The 19,668-nt window shown below is 69.1% G+C and carries 16 protein-coding genes; 8 read left to right on the forward strand and 8 right to left on the reverse strand.

The window, feature by feature from the left end; translation table 11 throughout:
- Nucleotides 1-309: 309 nt before the first annotated feature.
- From ACR4XJ_RS00005 to ACR4XJ_RS00015, 3 genes are all read right to left on the reverse strand, one after another.
- Nucleotides 310-3,345 carry an EAL domain-containing protein gene (locus ACR4XJ_RS00005; protein ID WP_434753282.1) on the reverse strand — a complete coding sequence of 1,012 codons (3,036 nt, stop codon included), beginning with the start codon at nt 3,343-3,345 and terminating at the stop codon, nt 310-312.
- A gap of 250 nt (nt 3,346-3,595) precedes the next feature.
- A complete protein-coding gene (locus ACR4XJ_RS00010) occupies nt 3,596-4,804 on the reverse strand; it encodes an AI-2E family transporter (RefSeq protein ID WP_434753283.1) in 1,209 nt (402 codons plus the stop codon).
- 103 nt (nt 4,805-4,907) lie between these two features.
- Nucleotides 4,908-5,090 carry a hypothetical protein gene (locus ACR4XJ_RS00015; protein WP_333506320.1) on the reverse strand — a complete coding sequence of 61 codons (183 nt, stop codon included), beginning with the start codon at nt 5,088-5,090 and terminating at the stop codon, nt 4,908-4,910.
- A gap of 223 nt (nt 5,091-5,313) precedes the next feature.
- On the opposite strand from ACR4XJ_RS00015, the gene ACR4XJ_RS00020 reads away from it, so the two are divergent.
- The gene (locus ACR4XJ_RS00020; RefSeq protein WP_434753284.1) at nt 5,314-5,520 is read left to right on the forward strand and encodes a hypothetical protein; all 207 of its coding nucleotides are present in this window, start codon (nt 5,314-5,316) and stop codon (nt 5,518-5,520) included.
- 324 nt (nt 5,521-5,844) lie between these two features.
- Here the strand turns inward: ACR4XJ_RS00020 and ACR4XJ_RS00025 are convergent, their stop codons facing one another.
- From ACR4XJ_RS00025 to ACR4XJ_RS00035, 3 genes are all read right to left on the reverse strand, one after another.
- Complete coding sequence (locus tag ACR4XJ_RS00025) at nt 5,845-7,053, reverse strand: hypothetical protein (RefSeq protein ID WP_434753285.1); 1,209 nt, start codon at nt 7,051-7,053, stop codon at nt 5,845-5,847.
- The gene (mazG, locus tag ACR4XJ_RS00030) at nt 7,020-7,889 is read right to left on the reverse strand and encodes a nucleoside triphosphate pyrophosphohydrolase (protein WP_434753286.1); all 870 of its coding nucleotides are present in this window, start codon (nt 7,887-7,889) and stop codon (nt 7,020-7,022) included. Before mazG ends, ACR4XJ_RS00025 begins: the two co-directional genes overlap by 34 nt.
- 109 nt (nt 7,890-7,998) lie before the next feature.
- On the reverse strand, nt 7,999-8,475 hold the full coding sequence (locus ACR4XJ_RS00035) for a CvpA family protein (RefSeq protein ID WP_190244515.1): 477 nt from the start codon (nt 8,473-8,475) through the stop codon (nt 7,999-8,001).
- 478 nt (nt 8,476-8,953) lie between these two features.
- Between ACR4XJ_RS00035 and ACR4XJ_RS00040 the strand changes: the two genes are divergently transcribed.
- The 3 genes from ACR4XJ_RS00040 to ACR4XJ_RS00050 all read left to right on the forward strand — a co-directional run bounded on the left by ACR4XJ_RS00040 (nt 8,954) and on the right by ACR4XJ_RS00050 (nt 12,319).
- Nucleotides 8,954-10,180: an HDOD domain-containing protein gene (locus ACR4XJ_RS00040; RefSeq protein WP_434753287.1), complete on the forward strand. Its 1,227-nt coding sequence runs from the start codon at nt 8,954-8,956 to the stop codon at nt 10,178-10,180.
- A complete protein-coding gene (locus ACR4XJ_RS00045; RefSeq protein ID WP_434753288.1) occupies nt 10,173-11,084 on the forward strand; it encodes a histidine kinase in 912 nt (303 codons plus the stop codon). Before ACR4XJ_RS00040 ends, ACR4XJ_RS00045 begins: the two co-directional genes overlap by 8 nt.
- Nucleotides 11,085-11,227: 143 nt before the next feature.
- Complete coding sequence (locus ACR4XJ_RS00050; protein ID WP_434753289.1) at nt 11,228-12,319, forward strand: HD domain-containing phosphohydrolase; 1,092 nt, start codon at nt 11,228-11,230, stop codon at nt 12,317-12,319.
- A 115-nt stretch (nt 12,320-12,434) separates the two neighbouring features.
- Here ACR4XJ_RS00050 and ACR4XJ_RS00055 read toward each other — a convergent pair whose 3' ends face one another.
- Both ACR4XJ_RS00055 and ACR4XJ_RS00060 read right to left on the reverse strand, forming a co-directional pair.
- A complete protein-coding gene (locus ACR4XJ_RS00055; protein WP_434753290.1) occupies nt 12,435-14,468 on the reverse strand; it encodes a methyl-accepting chemotaxis protein in 2,034 nt (677 codons plus the stop codon).
- Between the two features lie 316 nt (nt 14,469-14,784).
- Nucleotides 14,785-16,518 carry a sigma 54-interacting transcriptional regulator gene (locus ACR4XJ_RS00060; RefSeq protein WP_434753291.1) on the reverse strand — a complete coding sequence of 578 codons (1,734 nt, stop codon included), beginning with the start codon at nt 16,516-16,518 and terminating at the stop codon, nt 14,785-14,787.
- 507 nt (nt 16,519-17,025) lie between these two features.
- Here ACR4XJ_RS00060 and ACR4XJ_RS00065 point away from each other — a divergent pair.
- The 4 genes from ACR4XJ_RS00065 (at nt 17,026) to ACR4XJ_RS00080 (ending at nt 19,321) form a co-directional block, all read left to right on the forward strand.
- Entirely contained in the window at nt 17,026-17,517 is a 492-nt protein-coding gene (locus tag ACR4XJ_RS00065) for a PilZ domain-containing protein (protein ID WP_434753292.1), read from the forward strand.
- A 282-nt stretch (nt 17,518-17,799) separates the two neighbouring features.
- A complete protein-coding gene (locus ACR4XJ_RS00070) occupies nt 17,800-18,363 on the forward strand; it encodes a hypothetical protein (RefSeq protein ID WP_434753293.1) in 564 nt (187 codons plus the stop codon).
- 230 nt (nt 18,364-18,593) lie between these two features.
- A complete protein-coding gene (locus tag ACR4XJ_RS00075) occupies nt 18,594-18,890 on the forward strand; it encodes a hypothetical protein (RefSeq protein WP_434753294.1) in 297 nt (98 codons plus the stop codon).
- 53 nt (nt 18,891-18,943) lie between these two features.
- Nucleotides 18,944-19,321 carry a hypothetical protein gene (locus ACR4XJ_RS00080; protein WP_434753295.1) on the forward strand — a complete coding sequence of 126 codons (378 nt, stop codon included), beginning with the start codon at nt 18,944-18,946 and terminating at the stop codon, nt 19,319-19,321.
- Nucleotides 19,322-19,668: the final 347 nt, after the last annotated feature.

Here is a 19,668-nt window from a genome sequence, read left to right on the forward strand (position 1 = left end):
CGCCCCCGCGCGCCCCGTGAGTTTCCCAAATATTTTGAAATTAACCGGGGGGGGGGGCTTGGCCCCTTTTTCAAACGGGGCCCCCCCCCCTCCCCCCGGCCCCCCACCCTCTCCCCCCAAAACTTTTCCATCGTGGACGACGTAAAAAACGAAATGGGCGCGGATCATTCCGCGCCCTTTCCTTTAGACAAGAAGGGCAGATATTTCCGGACCCCCAATTGAAAAGTTTGGGGGGATGGGGGTACGGGGGAAGGAGACCCTTTTTAAAGGGTCCCTTCCCCCGTTTGCCTTTCTCTATTCCTGCACCTGCTACCCCGCCGACAGCGGCAGGGGGGAGCGGCGTTCCAGCACCTTGACGATGCGGTCGAAGGGCAGCGGGCGGGAGTACAGGAAGCCCTGGGCGTACAGGCAGCCCAGTTCCAGCAGCACTTCGGCCTGTTCGGGCCGTTCGATGCCTTCGGCCACCACCCCCAGGCCGAGGCCCCGGCCCAGGCTGACGATGGACTGCACGATGCCGTAGGCGGCCTTTTCCTCGTGCACGCGGCTGGTGAACGACTTGTCGATCTTGATCATGTCCATGGGGAACTGGCGCAGGTAGTTCAGCGAGGAGTAGCCGGTGCCGAAGTCGTCGAGCACCAGCGAGACGCCCAGTTCCTTGAACTTCCACAGCTTGTCGGTGACGGAATCCACGCCGGTCAGCAGCAGGCTTTCGGTGATCTCCAGCCGCACGTCCAGCGGGTTGCAGCCCGATTCCAGGATGACGGCGGAATAGCTTTCCACCATGTTCCAGCGGCGGAAGCTGCGCGCCGAGATGTTCAGGTTCAGGGCGAATTCCGCCGCCGGTCCGGCCCGTTCGCGCAGGGCGCGCACGGATGCGCAGCCCAGTTCCAGCACGTGCCGGTCCAGGTGGTAGATCAGCCCGGACTCCTCGGCCAGGGGGATGAAGTCCGACGGCGCCAGCAGGCCCAGTTCCGGGTGGTTCCAGCGCACCAGCGCCTCCAGTCCGGTGATGCGCGCGGTACGCAGCGAGACCACCGGCTGGAAGTACAGTTCTATCTCGCCCCGCTCCATGGCCCGGCGCAGTTCGTTCTCGCGGCGCAACTTGTCCGGGGCGGCGGGGACCACGTCCTCGTCGAACAGTTCGTAGCGGCCCTTGCCCGATTCCTTGGCGCGGAACATGGCGAGGTCGGCGTCGCGCAGGATGTCCTCGGCCGAGGTGTACTGCCGGGCACGCACCACCACGCCGATGCTGGCGGCCATGTACACCTCGGTGTCGTGCACCGGGAAGGGGGTGCGCAGCGCGTCCTGGATGCGCTCGACGATGGTGCCCACCTCGGCCATGTCCTCCACGTCGTCCAGCAGCACGGCGAACTCGTCGCCGCCGCAGCGGGCCAGGGTGTCCACCTCGCGCAGGCAGGGCAGCACCCGGTCGGAAAACAGACGCAACAGTTCGTCGCCCGCGCGGTGGCCCAGGCTTTCGTTGACCACCTTGAACCGGTCGATGTCCAGGAACAGCACGGCGAAACGGTAATGGTCGTGCCGCCGGGCGCGCTTGAGGGCGCTTTCCACGCGGTCCAGCAGCAGCACCCGGTTGGGCAGGCCGGTGAGCACGTCGTGGAAGGCGGTCTGGGTCATGCGCTCTTCGTCGCGGGCGGCCGGGTCGCGCCCGGCGCGGCCGTTGCCGCCCTCCAGCGGGGTGACCTGCAACAGCGCGCACGGGGGGTGGCCCGCCTCACCGGTCAGGATGCGCAGGCTCTGCTGCATCCAGCGCTTTTCGCCGTCGGCCCGCAGGAAAGGCCACGAGGTCTCCACCATGGCGCCGGTGGCCTCGCCCATGCCCGCCGCCGCGCGGATGGCCGACACCGAAAGCCACAGCCCGCCGAACTCGCGCAGGGCCTGCCCGGCCACGTCGGGGGGCAGCAGGTCGCGCAGTTCCGTACCGGCCAGCACGCCGTCGGGATAGCCGAAGGCGGCCTCGAAGGCCCGGTTCACCGCCAGCAGCCTGCCCCCGGCGTCTAGCAGGGCCATGCCCGCCACCGCGTCCATGAACGAGGCGCGAAAGCGCACCTCGTCCAGGGCCCTGCGGCCCAGGTCGCGCCGGGCGGCCAGGGCGTCGGCCACGTGGCCGGACACCAGTTCCAGCAGGCGGCGGTCCTCTGCCGAAAAATCAGGCCGGGGCCGCGCGGGCGCGGGGCGCGGCAGGGCCTGCGCCTCGGCCCGGTCAACACGGTCGGCATCCCCTTCGCCTTCCACCCGGCACACGATGGCCCCCAGCACCTCGCCGGTGCGGGTGCGCAGCGGCACGCCCAGCCAGTGGGCGGGCACGGGGTCGGGCAGCAGGCATTCGCCCAGTTCGGCCAGTTCGCGCAGTTCGTCGGCGTCCACGCGCACGGTCTCGCCGCGCAGGTACACCCGCGCCGCAAGGTCGCACGGGGGTGCGGCGTCCCTGCGCCCGGCCGCGTCGGCGGAAGCGTACACGGTGCGGCTGCCGTCGCCGGGGTAGACCACCAGTTGCGGCGGCTCGCCCGGCAGCAGCGAACGGAAGATGCGCGCGAAGGCCAGGGCCAGTCCGTCGGGCTCGGGCTCGTGCAGGGTGGCGTGGGCGATGAGGTGCAGTGCGGCGCGGTAGCGGTCGGGCCGCGCCGTGCCGGGGGCGTGGGCGCCATCGGTGGCGGACCAGCCCACGGGGAAGGGCACGTCGTCGAAGCGGCGCCGGGCCTGGATGTCCGGCCGGTCGCTGCCTCTATCCGTACGGTCCAGCGGGCGGACCAGATGCACCACGTGCAGCGGCAAGCCCAGGGCGTCATGCACCGCGTACAGGGTGACCGAGGCCAGCATGGTGCCGCCGTCGCCGCGCAGGAAGCGCTTGCGCACGCTGCCGCCCTCGTCCTGGCCGGAGGCCACGCGCAGGAACAGCGCCAGCACGTCGGCCGTGCCCTCCAGCCCCACCATGCGGGCGCAGAACAGCGAGGGGATGTCCTCCGGCCCGCAGCCCAGCAGGTCGGCCATGCGGCCGTTCATGTACAGCAGTTGGCCCGCCGGGTCGAACACGCATACGCCGATGCCCGCCGTGCCGAACTGCGCGGCAAGGTCGCCATGGGGCGAAGGACGGGGGACCGGGGAAGCGTGCGGGGCGGCGCATTCGGCGTTCCCGCCCGGTATGCCGGGCATGCCGGACGCCGGGGGCGTGGCCGGTTCTTCCGGCAATGCGCGGGTGGGGGATGTGCCCAGCATGGCGGCAAGGTCGGGCAGCCCGGCGAACGGGGAATCGCCGGAAACGCAAGGGGCGTGCGTCGGCGCCCCGGATATGCCGGACATGCCGGACATGCCGGACATATCAGCCATGCCGGAACGCTCCGGTTCGGCAGGCGGTTCGGAGGCGCCGGAGATAATTTCTGCACCGGAAGGTTCGCGCAACACGTCTCCCCCTGCGGGCAGGAGCCCGCCACATCGACGGTTTGCGATACATGGCCGGAAGAAGACCGGCGGTGCCGTGCCCAGTTCACGGCCTACCGGTAACCCGGAAAAATGGCAAGGAGACCACGCGCGTGCGCAATCCGTGCGTTTCCCGCCGGAGGTGCTCCGTGGGAGGGCGCTAGACGCCGCCCCCCGTGCCCGGCGGGGCCTTTGCGGCGTCCCTGGCGGCGTTTTCCGCAGCCGCCTCCGCACGGGGCGGGCACGGCGGGCAGTTGGCCGGGTCCGCCGTGCGCGGGGCCAGGATGTCGCGGTATTCCTCGCCGTACAGGGTCAGCATGACCATGGTGAAGCTGAGGATGAGCGGTCCGTAGATGATGCCCGCCATGCCGAAGGTCTTCAGCCCGCCCAGGATGGACAGGAAGATGTAGAACACCGAGGTGCCGGAACTGCCGCGCATGAAGTACGGCCGCAGGATGGAGTCTGCCCCGGCCACCACCAGCGAGCACCACAGCGCCAGGAACACCGCGCCCTTCCACTGGCCCATCAGCAGCAGATAGATGGAGGCAGGCCCCCACACCAGGCCCGTGCCTATCACCGGCACCAGCGAGGCGAAGCCCATCACCGTGCCCCAGAACAGGCCGGGCATGCCCACGATGGCCATGCCGACGCCGCCCAGCACGCCCTGCACCACGGCCACCAGCAGCCCGCCCACCAGCACGGCGCGGGCCACGCGGCGCAGGCTCTGGATGATCATGTCCTCCTGCTCCTCGCGCAGGGGGCACAGGTACTTGACCCCTTCCACCATGCGCCTGCCGTCCTTGAGCATGAAGAACATCACCAGAAGCAGCAGCAGGAAGTGCAGGAAAAACAGCATGGTGTTGCCCAGCACGTACGAGCCCCACTGGATCAGCGTCTGCCCCGCCGTGCGTGAAAGCTGCAACAGGCTGGTCTGGAAGTCGATGTGGCTCAGGTCGATGAACGGCAGGTTCACCCGCACCCACGCCAGCCACGGTTCCAGGTTTGATTCCGACAGCAACGCCGCCGGGCCGCCGCCGCTCAGCCACTTGTTGATGGCCGTCACCGTCTGCATGCCCTGGGGAATCAGCAGGGCCACGAACACGCACACCGGAATGACGATGCACACCACCAGTCCCGTCAGCACCAGCAGCGCCGAAAAGATGGAGCTGCCGCGCACCAGCGGCTTGCAGCGCAGGTACAGCGGGTAGCAGATGGCCGAGAACACCGCCCCCAGGATGAGGGTGTGCAGGAAGGATTCCACCAGTTGATAGGCCAGCCACAAGGCCAGCACCAGCAGCAGGAAGAGGAAGTACGAGAACAGGTTGCGCGAGGCGATGACTCGGCTGCCCTTGCCCGGGGTGGTGTTCATGGATGCGTGCCCGTTGGTGGGTGATGCTGCTGTGGGTGTGGACAGGAAGATGGAGAGGCGCGCACGGCCGTGGCCTGCCCTCCGGATGGCCCGGACCGGGGTCCTACATGGCTCCAGCGGGCTTGCCGGCCAGCCCGCAATACCCTTCGTCGCCCTCGGCGTTGCGCTGGGGATGCTTGTAGCGCCACATCATGCACTGGGCGCCGACGCAGAAACGCATCTTGTCGTCGCTGGTCTTCAGGAAGGGACAGTAGCGGAACTTGGCCTCGTTCTGCGGCATGATCATGGCAGCCTCCCCTGCGGGCAGGGCCTGCCTGCGGCCCTGCCCGGCCTGCCCGCACGGCGGGCGGTTGCGGCGCGTACTCCGCTCGAACCGGATCGCGCCATGCCCGATGATACGCAAGACAGGTGCGGAATGCATCCGTTTTCGTGCGCCCCCCTGTGGAAAGCGCGGGGCCTGCCGATAGGACGGATACGGGGTGTCGCATCCCCCGGAAAGGAGGTGCGCCATGCGGATAGACCAGTTCACCGGTGGCGCGGAGGGCATCCTGAACGTGCTGGAGCAGACCCGCCTGATGCAACAGGATGGGCAACAACTCGCGGCCGCGCAGGCAGAGGCCCTTCCCCGGCAGGAACGCCGGGACGCCGGACAGACGCAGACCGAGTCCTCCGTGGCCGTGCGCGGCCTTGGAGAGCACGTGGACGTCACCGTCTGACGCGCGGGCGTCAATGGGCACCGGGGTGCGCCGTGGCGGAACGTTTCCGTGGCGGCGCACCCGACCTTTTGCGGGGAGACGGCAAGACCGCGGCGGGCGCGGATGCCCAGGTGGTGTCACACGAGCAGGAATTTTGTTCTCTGCCAAGGAAGAACAGTTTTTTATGGAGGGAGTGTACTCTTCTCGTACTCGACCGGAATAAAAAACTGTTCTGACCGCCCTGCGCTCGATGCCCGTAAGGCTCGCAGGCTCGCCTAACGGGCACGCTTCGCGCCCTTCGGGTCGGCTAGGCAGAGGACAAAAGGACGCTCGTGACGACACCACCTAGGAGAGCAGGCGCATCAGGTCGTCCAGCCCCGTGGCCGGGTCGAACGCACCCAGATCGTGTCCGGACGGCGCATCGGGGGCCATGCCCTCTTCCGCCGGGTCCGGCGCGGCGGGGCGGCCCAGCACGGCCAGGCACATCCGGTCCATCAGGCGCACCCGGCGGCGCGCCTCGGCGGCGTCCAGGGCCGGGGCGTGCACCCCCTGCAACATCAGGATTTCCATGTTCAGGCGGCCCAGCCGTTCCGTGAACTCGTCGGCCTCGCGCGCCGCTCGGGACAGGCGTTCGCGCCGGGCGGAAAGGGCCGCGTGCGCGCTTGCGCCGGGCGGCAGGTCGTGCAGCAGGTCCAGCCACAGGGCCAACGCCTCGACGTAGCCGGGGTCGGACGGGGGCATGCGCTGGATGAACCGCAGCACCAGATCGGGGCGGGATTCGCGGGCGGTTCCCGCAGAGTATCCGGCGGCGGAAACGGCCGGGGTTTCGGCAAGCTCGAACCGGGCGTCGCGCAGGGCCAGACGCACCGCGAGGGCTTGCGGTTCCGGCAGGGCGTGCGACACGGCTTCGGCGATACCGGCGGGAATGGCCCGGTCCAGCCGCAAACGGCGCACCAGTTGGGCCATGGCCCAGCCGGGCACGGGCAGCACGAGGCGCGCCGCGTGCGGGGCGTGTTGCGGTTCGTTACCGGTCTCGGACAGGTGCAGCACGGCCGGGCTGTCCGGCGGCAGCAACCGCAACACCGCTGCGGAGAGGGAAGACGCGATGGCGGGGTCGGGGTCAGGGACAGAATCGGGGGCGGATTCGGACGCGGTCCAATCGGCATGGACCAGCAACCGTTCCACGGTCAGGCGCAACGCCGTGTCGGGATAGAACAGGTATTCGAGGGCGGTTTCGGCGTCGGCAGCGGGCTGGTCGGTGGTTCCATCCTTGCCGTGCCCGGCCGTGCCCGCACCCCGGCCTTCCGGTGCGGCCCCCAGCAGCGGGGCCAGCCGCGCGGCGGCCTCCGCCCCCGGCAGGGCGGCAAGGCCGGGCAGGTCCAGTTGGGCTTCCAGAAATGCGCAGGTCTCGGGACCAAAGCGCACCCCGGTGGCCAGCCACCGCCGCACCGCATCGGCGATGCGCGGGGCCAGCGGGCCGGACACTCCAGACGAGCCGGACGGGCCAGACGGGCCGGGCGTCAGACCTTTTCGGCGGCCTTCACCTCGTTCCACAGCGCGTCCTTTTCCTCGAAGGAAAGGTTGGGGAAGTCCAGCCCGCGCTCGCGGGCCAAGGCTTCCATGCCCTCGAAGCGGCGCAGGAACTTCAGGGTGGCGTAGTCCAGCGCGGCGTTGGCCTTGATGCCCTTGCGGCGGCCCAGTTCCACGATGGTGAACAGGAAGTCGCCCAGTTCCTGCTCCTGGCGCTCCTTGTCGCCGCTGGCCGAGGCGTCCAGCCATTCCAGCCATTCGGCCTCCACCTGCTGCTCCACGTCCTCGTCGCTCTCCCAGGTGAAGTCCACGCGGGCGGCCTTGGAGTGCAGGCGATACGCCTTGACCAGCGGGGGCAACCCCTTGGGCAGGCTGTCGAACACGCCCTTGGGGGTCTCTTCGGCGGATACAGCCTTCCCGTCGCCGTCACCATCGCCATCGGCCGCGTCGGCCATGGCCGCGGCCTTCTCCTCGCGCTTGATGCGCTCCCAGTTGCGCAGCAATTCCTCGCGGCTGGCGCATTCGCCTTCGGCGAACACGTGCGGATGGCGGCGGATCATCTTGGCGGCGTTGCCTTCCATGGCCTCGTCCAGGGTGAACTGGCCCTTGTCGGCGTACAGCCTGCCGATGAACGCCAGCAGGAACATCACGTCGCCCAGTTCCTCGCGCACGTCGTGCACCTTGCCCGAACGGATGGCCTCCACCAGTTCGAAGCATTCCTCGATGACGTAGTCGGCCAGCGATTCCGGGGTCTGTTCACGGTCCCACGGGCAGCCTTCGGGGGCCAGCAGGCGGTCGATGACGTCGATGACGGCCTGAAGGCCCTGGGGAGAGGTCGGGGACGCGGGTTCGGTGCTCATGGTCTGCAATCCGTCGGATGCCCGGCGCGGCCGGGCGTTGGGGGTGGGGTTGGGGAGCCGGACCGGCCTGCGCCGTCCGCCTGAAATCTGGACCGGCGCGCGCCGTCCGTCAGAACAGTTGTTGCGGCAAAAACGTCTTCACGTAGCCGGTGATCATTGAAAGGTACGGTATCACGCGCGAATCGCGCACGAAGGCGGCGTCGGGCAGAAAGTGCAGCAGCACGGCCAGCAGGATGGAGCAGATCAGCAGCCCCTTGGCCGCGCCCATGACCCCGCCCGCCATGTGGTCCAGCCACCCCGCAAAGGTGATGACCAGCAGCTTGCGGATGATGCGCGCCACGATGGCCACCACCAGCAGCACACCCAGGAACACGCCCACGTAGGCGATGACGTTGACCCAGCCGGGGTCGCCCACCACCTTGGCCACGTGGGGCGCGGCGTCGCCGTGGTGGCGGTTGGCCAGGATGAACCCGCCGATGACGCCCACCAGGCCCGCCACCTCTTCCACGAAGCCGCGAAACAGCCCGCGCAGGACGAACAACCCGACGATGATCAGGAAGGCTGCGTCCAGCATGTTGAAATTCATTCGGTTTCCTTGGGACGAGGGGAGTTGGGACCCGGCGGCGGGCCGGAGAAAAGAGGCGGATGCGGACCGCGCGCGGGCAAAGGCGGACAGGCGTGAACCGGAGCGTGGCCGGGCGGCGACTGGGCACGGGCCTGTCGCGGCCTTGCCGGGCTCCCGTCCGGTCCCCCATCCCGTCCCTGTACGGGCACGTACCTATCAGAACTCGCCCCGAAGGGGAAGCAAGGCGGCCCCGGCGGGCCACCGGCGGCGAAGGGGGCGGTGCGGGGCAATGCTGTTGCATGCGCCCGGTCATTTCCTGTACTATGCTTCGGGTCCGTGTTGCCCCCGGCGCCCTTTCGCGCCGACGCCCCCCGCCACCGGGCCGGGCGGCACCGGACGGAACACGTCCGGCCAGCCCGCCGCCGCGCGGGCGGCGAGCCGGACCGCCACACTGGCGGCGAGCCCATCGGGCCAGGCACGAAGCCCCGCACGGAGCCTCATGACACGCATCAGCATCACAGACCTGAAGCCAGGCATGCGCGTGGCCGACGACATCCGCGACGGCAACGGACGCCTGCTGTTCAAGTGCGGCGACGTGCTGTCGCCCGCCGGTCTGCGCATCCTCAAGATATGGGGCGTCACCGAGGCCGCCGTCATCGGCGAGGACGACGGCGGGGACGACATGCCGCCCACCGTGGCCGCCCGCTTCGACGAGGCCATGGAGCGCACCCGCGCCCACTTCGCCCTGCACGACCCGGCCAACCCGCACGTGGCCGCGCTGCTGCGCCACTGTGCCATGCGCCTTGCCGCCATGCCCGCGCCGTGGCCCCCCGCCCCCGGCGACGCCCCCTGCCCCGCGCGGCCCGACCCCGCCCCCCGGCCGGTGACGCTGGAATCCGTGCTGCGCGAGGACATGCGCTTCGGCACCCTGCCCAGCGTGTTCCACCGCCTGGTGGAGGTGGTCAACGACCCGCGCAGTTCCGCCGCCGACGCGGCCGAAATCATCTCCAAGGACACCGACCTTTCCGCGCGCCTCCTGCGCATCGCCAACAGCGCCTACTACGGGCTGCGGGCGCGCATCGAAACCATCACCCGCGCCGTGTCCATCATCGGCACCAACCAGCTGGTGTCGCTGGCCATGGGGGTCAGCGTGGTCACGGCCTTCCGGGGCGTGCCGCAGGACCTGGTGGACATGCGCGCCTTCTGGACCCACTCCATCGCCTGCGGCGTGGCCGCGCGCATCCTGGCCGGGCTGCACCGCATGGGCAACGGCGAACGGTTCTTCGTGGCCGGGCTGCTGCACGACCTGGGGCGGCTGGCCATCTACGGGCAGTTGCCCGAGCACGGGCGGCTGCTGCTGGCCGAGGCCCGCTCGCGCGGGACCACGGTGCGCTCGCTGGAGCGCGACATCGTCGGCTTCACCCACGACGAGATGGGCGGGGCCATCCTGCGGCAATGGAAGTGCCCGGTCTCGCTCGAACGCAACGTACAGCGCCACCATACGCCCGAACGCTCCAGCGGCAGCAGCGAGCCGGCCATCATGGCCGTGGCCGACCTGCTGGCCAACGCCCTGTGCCACGGCACCAGCGGCGAAGTGCTGGTGCCGCCCCTGTCCGACGAGGGCTGGGCCGCCCTGGCCCTGCCCCCCGGCGCGGTGGTGCAGACGGCCAACCAGATGGAATATCAGGTGCTGGAAATCATCAGGTTCCTGGAAACGCATGACTAGCAACGACCCCACCTTCGGCAGCGCGGGCCTGCACGCCCGGCTGCGCCATCTGGAAGACCAGGCCCGGTTCACGCTCGACGTGCTGGACATGGCCTTCAACCTCGGCGACTTCCAGACCTGCATCAACCGGCTGGAAGAGCCCTCGGCCCTGCTGGACGAGGCGGTGGCGCGCATCGGCGAACTGGTGCAGTTCTCGGTCACCGCATTCTACCTGGTGGACGAGCACACTTCGGACTTCGTGCTGGGCCTGTGCCGCCCCAGCGAGGAAGGCCCGGCCATCGAACGCGAGGTGGAGCGGCTCATCGAGACCGGGGTGTTCGCCCTGGCCGTGCGCGAGAACCGGCCCATCACCGTGTATTCCTCGGACAACAGCCACCGGCTGGTGCTCAGCGTGCTGGCCACCACCTCGCGCGTGCGGGGCATGTTCATCGGGGCCATGCCGCGCACCGAAAAGAACCTTTCCGGCATCCTGCTCTCGCTGCTGTCGCTCATCCTCAAGCACTGCGCCAACGCCATCGAGAGCTTCGAGCTGTACCGCCTGCTGCGCGAGCACGACCGCCGCCAGCGCGAATTCATCGACACCCTGTCCGTCACGGTGTTCGAAACCGACCCGGCGGGCATCCTGCGCTCGCTGAACCGCGCAGCCGCGACGCAGTTCGGCATCGACCCCGCCGCGCTGCCTCCGGCGGCGGGCCTGCTGGACCTGCTGGCCCCGGACGAGCGGCCGCGCATGGCCGCCGCCATCGCCGAGGCGTTGCGCAACGGCCAGCCCGCGTCGCTGGCCTGCGAGGCCCAGCATGCCTCGGGCGCCACCTTTCCCGCCGTGCTGCACCTTGCCCCGTGCATGCACGACGGGCTGTGCACCGGCCTGCGCGGGGTGCTGGGCCGCCGCCCCGTGGAATAGCCCCGCCCCGCCCCACCCCCTTGCGGTGCGTACCGCAGCCTGTTAGTGTTCGCATACCCGATACTCGCCGGACCATGACGCACCGGCGGGCATACCGGCCAAGCCCGCATCGCCGTGCGGGTCCGCCGCCCCTCGGAATTGCCATGTCCACCCCGCCCAGCATCCTGGTCATCGACGACGACCCGCAGGTCCGCGGCTCGCTGGCCGATTTCCTGTCGGACAGCGGCTACGGCGTGCTCCAGGCCGGGGATGGCCGCGCCGGACTGGACGCCTGGGAGGAGCACGGGCCGGACCTGGTGCTGGTGGACCTGCGCATGCCGGTGCTGGACGGACTTTCGGTGATCCGGGCCATCACGGCCTCGGGCCGGGGCACGCCGGTGGTGGTGGTTTCCGGCACCGGCGTGCTGCGCGATGCCGTGGCCGCCCTGCGCGAGGGCGCCTGGGACTACCTGGCCAAGCCCGTGGAAGACATGGGCGCCCTGGAACACACCGTGGAGCGCTGCCTGGAGCGGTCCCGCCTGCTGGCGGAGAACGAGGCCTACCGGGCCGGTCCGGAGGCGCGCATCGCCGAACGCACCCGCGAACTGAGCGCCGCCTACGACCGGCTCAGCGGGATGCTGGAGGCCACGGTGGATTCCCTGTCGCGGGTCACCAACCTGAAGGACGCCTACACCGGCACCCATCAGGCCCGGGTCACCGTGCTGGCCACGGCCATGGCCCGCAGGCTGGGCATGCCCGGCGACGAGGTGGAATCGGTGCGGGTGGCGGGCATGCTGCACGACATCGGCAAGCTGTGCATCCCCGCACAGTACCTGCTGAAACCCACCGTGCTCGACGCCCACGAGATGGCCTTCATGCGCCAGCACCCCCAGTTCGGGCACGACATCCTGGAAAGCATTCCCTTTCCCCACCCCGTGGCGCGCATGGTGTTGCAGCACCATGAACGGCTGGACGGTTCCGGCTATCCGCACGGGGTGTCCGGCGACGCCCTGCTGCCGGGGGCGCGCATCCTGGGCGTCGCCGACGTGGCCGAGGCCATGTGCTCGCACCGCCCCTACCGCCCGGCCCACTGCGTGGAAGCGGCCATGGACGAGCTTGCCTCCGGCAGCGGCAGGCTGTACGCCCCGGACGTGGTGGACGCCTGCCTTGAACTGCTGCGCGGCAACCACGCGGGCCTTCCGGAGGTGGCCGAAGTGCTGCGCCAGTTGCGGAACGGCGACGCCGTGTGCTCGTAAGCGCGCAGAACGCGCGCCAGCCTGAAGCCACCCCGCCAAGACATGACCGGGACCGCCCCCGCAGGGACGATCCCGGTCTTCATTTGCACGTGTGCGCGCCGGAGGGCGCGCCGCGTCAGGCGTTCTCGCTCTGCATCTGCCCGATGATGGCCTTCAGCCTCTGGGCCTGCGCCGCAAGCTCGCTCACGGCCAGGGCCGACTGGCGCATGGCGTCGCTGGTTTCGGCGGAGATGCGGTTCACTTCCTCCACGGCCCGGTTGATCTCGTCGGACGCGGCGGACTGCTGCTCGCTGGCGGTGGCGATGGAGCGCACCTGATCGGACACGGAATCGGCCAGGGACACGATGGCCGACAGCGACTGGCCCGCCTCGCGCGCCCTGCCGGTGACGCTTTCCACCTCGCGCACCGTCTCGCCCACCTGGGCGATGCTCACCCTGGCCCCCTGCTGGATGCCGCCGATGGCCTCGCCCACCTCCTTGGTGGCGGTCATGGTCTTTTCGGCCAGCTTGCGCACCTCGTCGGCCACCACGGCAAAGCCGCGCCCGGCGTCACCGGCGCGGGCCGCCTCGATGGCCGCGTTCAGCGCCAGCAGGTTGGTCTGGTCCGCGATGTCGGAAATCACCCCCAGGATGGCCCCGATGCGCTCGGCGCTCTTGCCCAGGGCGTCCATGTCGCGGTTCAGGGTTTCGGAATGGCGCTGCACCACGCCGATGCCGCCGATCATGTCCTCCACGATGCCCGACCCGGCCGCAGCCTTGGACTTGGCGTCGTTGGCGGTGTCGGCGGCAAGGCCCGCGCTGCGGGCCACCTCCAGCACGGTGGCGTTCATTTCCTCCATGGCCACGGCGGTCTCGCCGGTGCGGCGGCTTTGCAGTTCCGCCCCGCGCGAGGACTGTTCGATCTGCGCCGAAAGCTCTTCCGAGGCGGCGGACACGATGTCCACGATGCCTTCCAGTTCGCTCGCGGCGTGCAGCATGCCCTCGCGCCGGGCCTGTTCGGCGCGGGCGCTGGCGGCCTCCGCCTCGGCCATGGCCTGCCGGGCCTTTTCCGTCTCTTCCCCCGCAAGGCGGGTCTGCTCCAGGGCCTCGCCGATCTTGTCCTTGAGCGTGGCCACCATGGAGCGCAGGGCGTCGGCCAGTTGGCCCACCTCGTCGCCGGTGCGCACGGTGAGTTCGGAATCCAGGTCGCCCCCGGCCACTGCCGTGGCATAGGCGGTGGTGCGCGAGATGGGCCGCGACAGGGCGCGCGACAGCAGCCAGGCCACCGCGATCATCACCGGCAGCACGCCCGCCATCACCGCCAGCGACGAATTGGTCACCCGGTCCTGCACCTCGATGATGCTGGCCACGGGCATGCCGATGAACCACATGCCGATGGTCTTGCCCTCCATGTCCAGGATGGGCCAGTACGCCGTCTCGTATTCGCTGCCCAGAATCACGTTGCGCGCAAGGAACGTCTTGCCCGCGTTGAACACCGTCTCCATCACCCTGGGGTTGTCCATGCGCGTGCCGACGGCCCGCTTGCCGTCGCGCACGATGGTGGTCATGACGCGCGTGTCGCCCTTGAACACCGTGACCTCCAGGCCGGTGAACGACTTCAGGTCGTCCACGAAGCCCTCGCGCACCAGCGAGGTGCCGATGGCCACCGTGCCGATCACCTTGCCGTCCCGGCGGATGGGCGCCCCCGCCCGCAGGGTGAACGGCACCACAGTGCCGGAGATGACCCCCACCGAGGCTTCGCCGCGCAAGGCGCGCCGCACGGTGTCCTGGTCCAGCACCGAATCGCCGGTCTTGTCGGAGTGCCCGCGCGCCAGCACGTTGCCCTTGTCGTCGGTGACGGTCATGAAGTCCGACCCCACGTCGCGCATCAGCCGCCTGGACAGTTCCACCGCGCGCGGGCCATTGCCCTCCGCCACGGCGGCGACGAAGTCCGCGTGCTGCGCCACCAGGGCCACTTCCTCCAGGAACTTGGAGGAACGGTCGCCGATGTTGCGCACCACCACGTCGCGCAGCCGGGTCACCGCCTGCGCCGATTCGTCGGCGAAACCGCGCTTCATGAAGTGGTGAGCCGTGCCGAAAATGGCCGCCGCCGTCAGCAGCACGATACAGATGACCATGATGAGCAGTTTGCGGAGAATCGTCAGTTTCATGCACGCCTCGCACGGTAACAAGGTGAGTGTGTACTGCACTTATCGGACAACCACTCACGAACATTAGGGAACACGTGCTCGTCAACTGCATGCCGGAACCGTGCCGGGCGCCAGGTCAGGGCGTCAGGCCGGGGCGGGACCGGCCGCCTGCCTTTCGAGCCATATAACGGACATGTCGGATAGTTGTCTCCTTCCGTCAACCAAAAGTCGCGCGCGGGGCACGGATTGTGTCACCATGTCCCGTGGGCGCGCGCATGGCGTGCGCGTACGGCTTCGCACGGGCGGAAAAACAGGGGGGAGAAAGAAAGATGGCGGGTCAGTTGCTGTTGCGCAGCGAAATGGAGTGCTTCTGCAACAGCTCGTACAGCCGGGCGCGGGAAAGGCCCGAAAGGGCGATGGCCGAGGCGATTTCGCCCCGGCTGCGGCGGATGAGTTCCATGAGGTAGGCGGATTCCATGCGGTCCATGGTCACCTCGCGCGCGGAGCGGAACGAGGGGAACACCTCGTTGGCGAAACCGAAACCTTCCCGCTCCACGGGCGGCGGGCAGGTGTCGGACGGCATGGCCGCCATGGCGGCAGGCACCCCGCGCGGGGCGGAGGACGACGCCCCCGAGACGCCGCCCGCGCCCGCCGGGACGGGGAATCCCGGCGGTCCCGACGGGCCGGACATTACGGATGGGCCGGACATCACGGACGGGCCGGGCGGGCCATAGGCCACGGACGAGGCGGGCGCTCCCGGCAGACCGTACGAGCCGGGTTCCGCCGCCGGTCCGCTGCCGTTGCCCCCGGCCCCGGCCCCGGCCCCGGCTCCTGTCCATGTCCCGGACGCCGGAAGGTGCTCCTCTTCCTCATGCTGGCGTGCGGGTGACGGGTCGCGCCGGGCGCGCATGACGTGCCCGCGAATCTCCACCGGCAGGTGCTGCGGGTACAGCCGCTGCTCGGCAAAGGCCGCCTGCACCGCGTAGTGCAGGGCGTTGATCATGTCGCGCACGTTGCCCGGCCAGTGGTAGATCTGCAACGCATCCACGAAGTCGGGCGACATCTGCTTGGCGGCCAGACGATGCTGGCGGCAGATGCGGTCCACGTAGTGCCGGGCCAGCGGTTCGATGTCGTCGCGCCGTTCGCGCAGGGCGGGCAGTTGGATGATGCGCGTTTTCAGACGGTGGTACAGGTCCTTGCGGAAGGCCCCGCGCCGTACCATGTCCTCGATGTCGCAGTTGGTGGCGGCCACCAGGCGGAAGTCGCTGCGCACCTCGTTGCGGGCGCTGATCGGGCGGAAGGTGCGTTCCTGCAGCACCCGCAGCAGCGACTTCTGCACCGAAAGGTCAAGGTCGCCGATTTCGTCCAGAAAGATGGTGCCGCCGTCGGCCTGCTTGAACAGGCCGTCGCGGGCGGCGTCGGCCCCGGTGAACGAACCGCGCTCGTGCCCGAACAGGATGCTTTCGGCCAGGGTGCTCGGCAGGTTGGTGCAGTCCACCACGATGAACCCGCGCCCGGCGCGCTCGCTGTTCTCGTGCACGGCCCGGGCGAACAGTTCCTTGCCGGTGCCCGTCTCGCCCAGGATCAGCACGTTGGTGTCGGTGCGGGCGGCCACGCCCAGCGAATGCAGGCAGCGTTCCAGTTGCAGGCTGGTGCCGATGATGTCGCCGCGCTTGATATTGGCCTGGCCGATCAGGGCCACCTTGGCGGCGTGGTGGTACAGGCAGCGTTCCAGCACCTGGCGCACGGTGGCTTCGTCGAAGGGGGGCAGCAGCACATCCCACGCCCCGGCGCGGATGGCGTCTTCCGCCCTGGACCCGGCGCGCTCGGCCGTCAGGGCCAGCACCTCGGGCTGGCTGCGCATGGCGGCCAGTTCCGGCAGGCAGGCCAGGCCCTCCGGTCCGGGGGTGTCCACGTCCAGCAGCACCACGTCGCACGGGCGGCGGCGTCCGCTGGCCACCGCCTCCTCGCAGGTGGAGACCACGCGGCATGCATGCCCGGCAGCGGTGACGGCGGGCACAAGGTGTGCCCTGTACTGTCGCGTGGGGTCGATCACCAGAACGTCTGCCATGGTCCCCTTCCGCCGGCCACATCCGCCGGCCCCCGATCGTGCGCCACCGCGCCGCATGCCTTGTGCCCGCACGTCATGCGCGCCCGGACATGCCAGGCCGAGCCCGGAACATCCGGAATAGCCGCACCGCCCTGTGGCGATGCGGCCCCCCCCGTGCCACCAACGCGGACCACGCCACGCGTAGCTGTCCGCATGCTATGCCACAGCATTGTTTTTTCGGAAAGGGGGCTAGATTTGCGCAGGACAACATTACATCGTCCGCAGCCCCCCTTCCGCCCCCTGTTCGGGGGGCCCTGTCCGCCTTCTCCGGACGCACACCGGTCCGGCCGGACCGGCACCGTGTCCGCCACGGCCGGAAACGCGCCTTGAAGAACAATTTTAACATTCTGTTATAATGAGATAATTTGTCAAACTGACCTGATCTGCCTTCACGGATGGCACGGACTTTTCATATCTTGGCGTCAAGCGTCATTGTCTGCCTTTTGTGGACAACACGGGAGATCCACCATGAGAAGATTCCGCGAACTTCGCGTTCCCCACGACCTGCTGAAGCGCATCGACGTCGCCGCGGAAGAAATGGGCATCACCACGACGGCCCTCGTGGAAGGGCTGCTGGAGCGCTACCTGCTGCGCCGCGACGCAAAATCGCGGGACGACGCGGACCGGCGCGCCTTCGAACGCCACCCCATCCGCCTGCCGGGGGTGGTGTACGTCACCGAGCCGGACGGCCACTACGGGCGCTACCAGCCCGTGGAACTGTACGATATCTCGCTGAACGGCGTGGGCTTTCGCATGCCCCCCAATTCCGAACTGGACGTACGGCTGGCCGACGGCGAATTCGAGGTGATCTTCCGCCTGGACGACAGCAACCCGCCGGTGCGCATGCGCTGCCGCAGCACCCGCAACGAGCGCGGCAAGGGCACCACGCGGGTGGGGGCCTCCTTCATCGGCGGCGACACCACCAGCCATACTCTCATGGAACGCTACTTCGTCCAGTAGCCGCCCCGCCGCCACCCGCCGACCGCCACTCGCCCGCCGCCGCGCGCCCCCGAAGACACCATGGGACGCGCGCGGAATGCCTTTGCCCTCCCTTGTCCCCCTTGTACTCCCCTTGTGTCTTGACGCGCCCCGCGCCTTTCGCGCAAAGTCTCGTCCACGACGATGCCGGACATCGCCCGCCAAACAGGCGCGGGCACCGGCTCGGGCCTCCCGCGAGCGCGCGGCGGCGCTCCGGCGCGCCGCGTCACGCCCCACACGAGCACACCCCCAGGAGACAGGGACATGGCGGAACATATTGTGGAAAAGCTAGAGGTACAGCCCTACTTCGACGTGGAACTGCTGATGAACACCAGCCAGGAGACGCGCATCGGCGGCGAGGTGATGACCCGCCTGATGCAGCGCTGGGAAGCCTGGATGGACAAGCTGCACGCCCTGCGCATCGACACCGGCAAGATCCAGTATTTGGCGGTGTGGCTGGACAACGAGGTGGAGGACGACGTGGACAACGCGTGGGAGACCTCCCCCTCCGACGCGTTCATCATCAACTCCCTGGCCCAGACCATGGTCATGAGCGCCGTGCACATGCTGCTGCCCGAGGTGGAGGACGTGGGCTGCGCCCCGGCCCCCAAGCCCACCGACAAGCTGCGCGCCGCGCTGGAGGCCGAGGGCCTGCCCTACAGCGGCGAAGGCCCCACCCTGTCGCGCCGCTACGCCGTGGTGACCCATTTCCCGTTCAAGGGCGGCTGCGAAATCTGCACCTTGCTCAAGGACTGTCCCAAAGGCTCGGGCGCGGCGGGCGCGCCGTCGTCCATCGTGCTGCCGGGGTACGAGCCGGGCCACGACTAGCCGCGCGAGCGCGGCCCGCCGGGACGGAACACGGACCGGACCGGGATGCGGAATGCACGGGGCCATGGCGCGGATCGGCGTCATGGCCCTTTCCGTTGCCGGTCCCGGCGGAACACTGCGATGCCTGCCCGTTGCCGCCGCCCCACGGAATGGCGCCGCCTTTACTTCACCCCGCGACTACCCTAGAATGCGCGCCCAAGGAACCGGAGCAGGACAGCCCGGAGGCATGCATGTCCACGGATTTCGCCATGCAGTTTCCCGGCGGACGCCGGATGAGCATCGGGGGACTTCGGGCCATGTCCGAACCGCCCGAGCCGTGGCGCGGCCCGCCCTATCTGGCGCCGCCGTCCCCTTCCCTGCTGGACAAGACCCAGGCCGTCGTTGACGACATGGAGGCCGATGCGGCCGCCGAGCGGGCGCGGCTGGAGCGGGCAGGCTACAGCCCGCCCAAGGGCGATATCCGCCACCTGAGCCCGCTGGCCGTGCCCGAGCGCATCGAGGGCACGCTGGTTTCGCTGATCGGCTGACGCGCGTCACTCCGTCCGATCCGGCCAGCCCCATACTTTCCCAAGGAGCGTCCATGAGTCAGGACCCGAAATACCCGACCCGAATCCGCTACGAATACGAACACGATCCCGGCGTGCGGCTGGAGTACGCCCACGGCGTGTGGGGCGGCATCAACCCGCAGGGCGAGATCGAGATGAGCTTCTACATAGAAACCGACAAGATGCCGCCGTTCTCCGAACGCCTGGTGGCGCCCGACGGCAGCTTCGGCCACGAGGTGGCCCCCTACGACGAGAACCTCAAGGTCATCACCCGTCACATCCGTTCCAAGGTGGTGCTGAACTACCACACCGCCCGCGCCGTCCTGGAATGGCTGGAGGAAAAGGTGGAAACCCTGGAAATGGAAGAGGAAGGCGGCATGATGTACGAGGGCGAAGGCGCCCTGGAACAGTAGGGGCTATCTCCAAATTGTCTTTTTGCCCGTTGGCTTCGTCAAACTTCGCCTGTCATAGCGTTGCTGTCCTTATCCGTAAGACTCGCGCCATGCGCTCGCCTAACGGCTAAGGCTCGGTCAAATACGATAAGAGCATGCGTTGCGGTCGCCATCCGTAAGGCTCGCAAGCTCGCCTAACGGCTGCCGCACTCCCTCATGGCAGGCTCGTTTTCCTTGCCAACGAACAAAAATCCTGATTTGGAGACAGCCCCTACCCTCGCCCCATGATTCCGGAAGCAGCGAAGCCCCTGGCGCAAATGCGGCAGGGGCTTTTTTCGTGGCGCGGAACGTGTGCGGCCGGGCTGTTC

The organism is Nitratidesulfovibrio sp. D1, assembly GCF_051133415.1.
Taxonomy (GTDB): Bacteria; Desulfobacterota; Desulfovibrionia; order Desulfovibrionales; family Desulfovibrionaceae; genus Cupidesulfovibrio.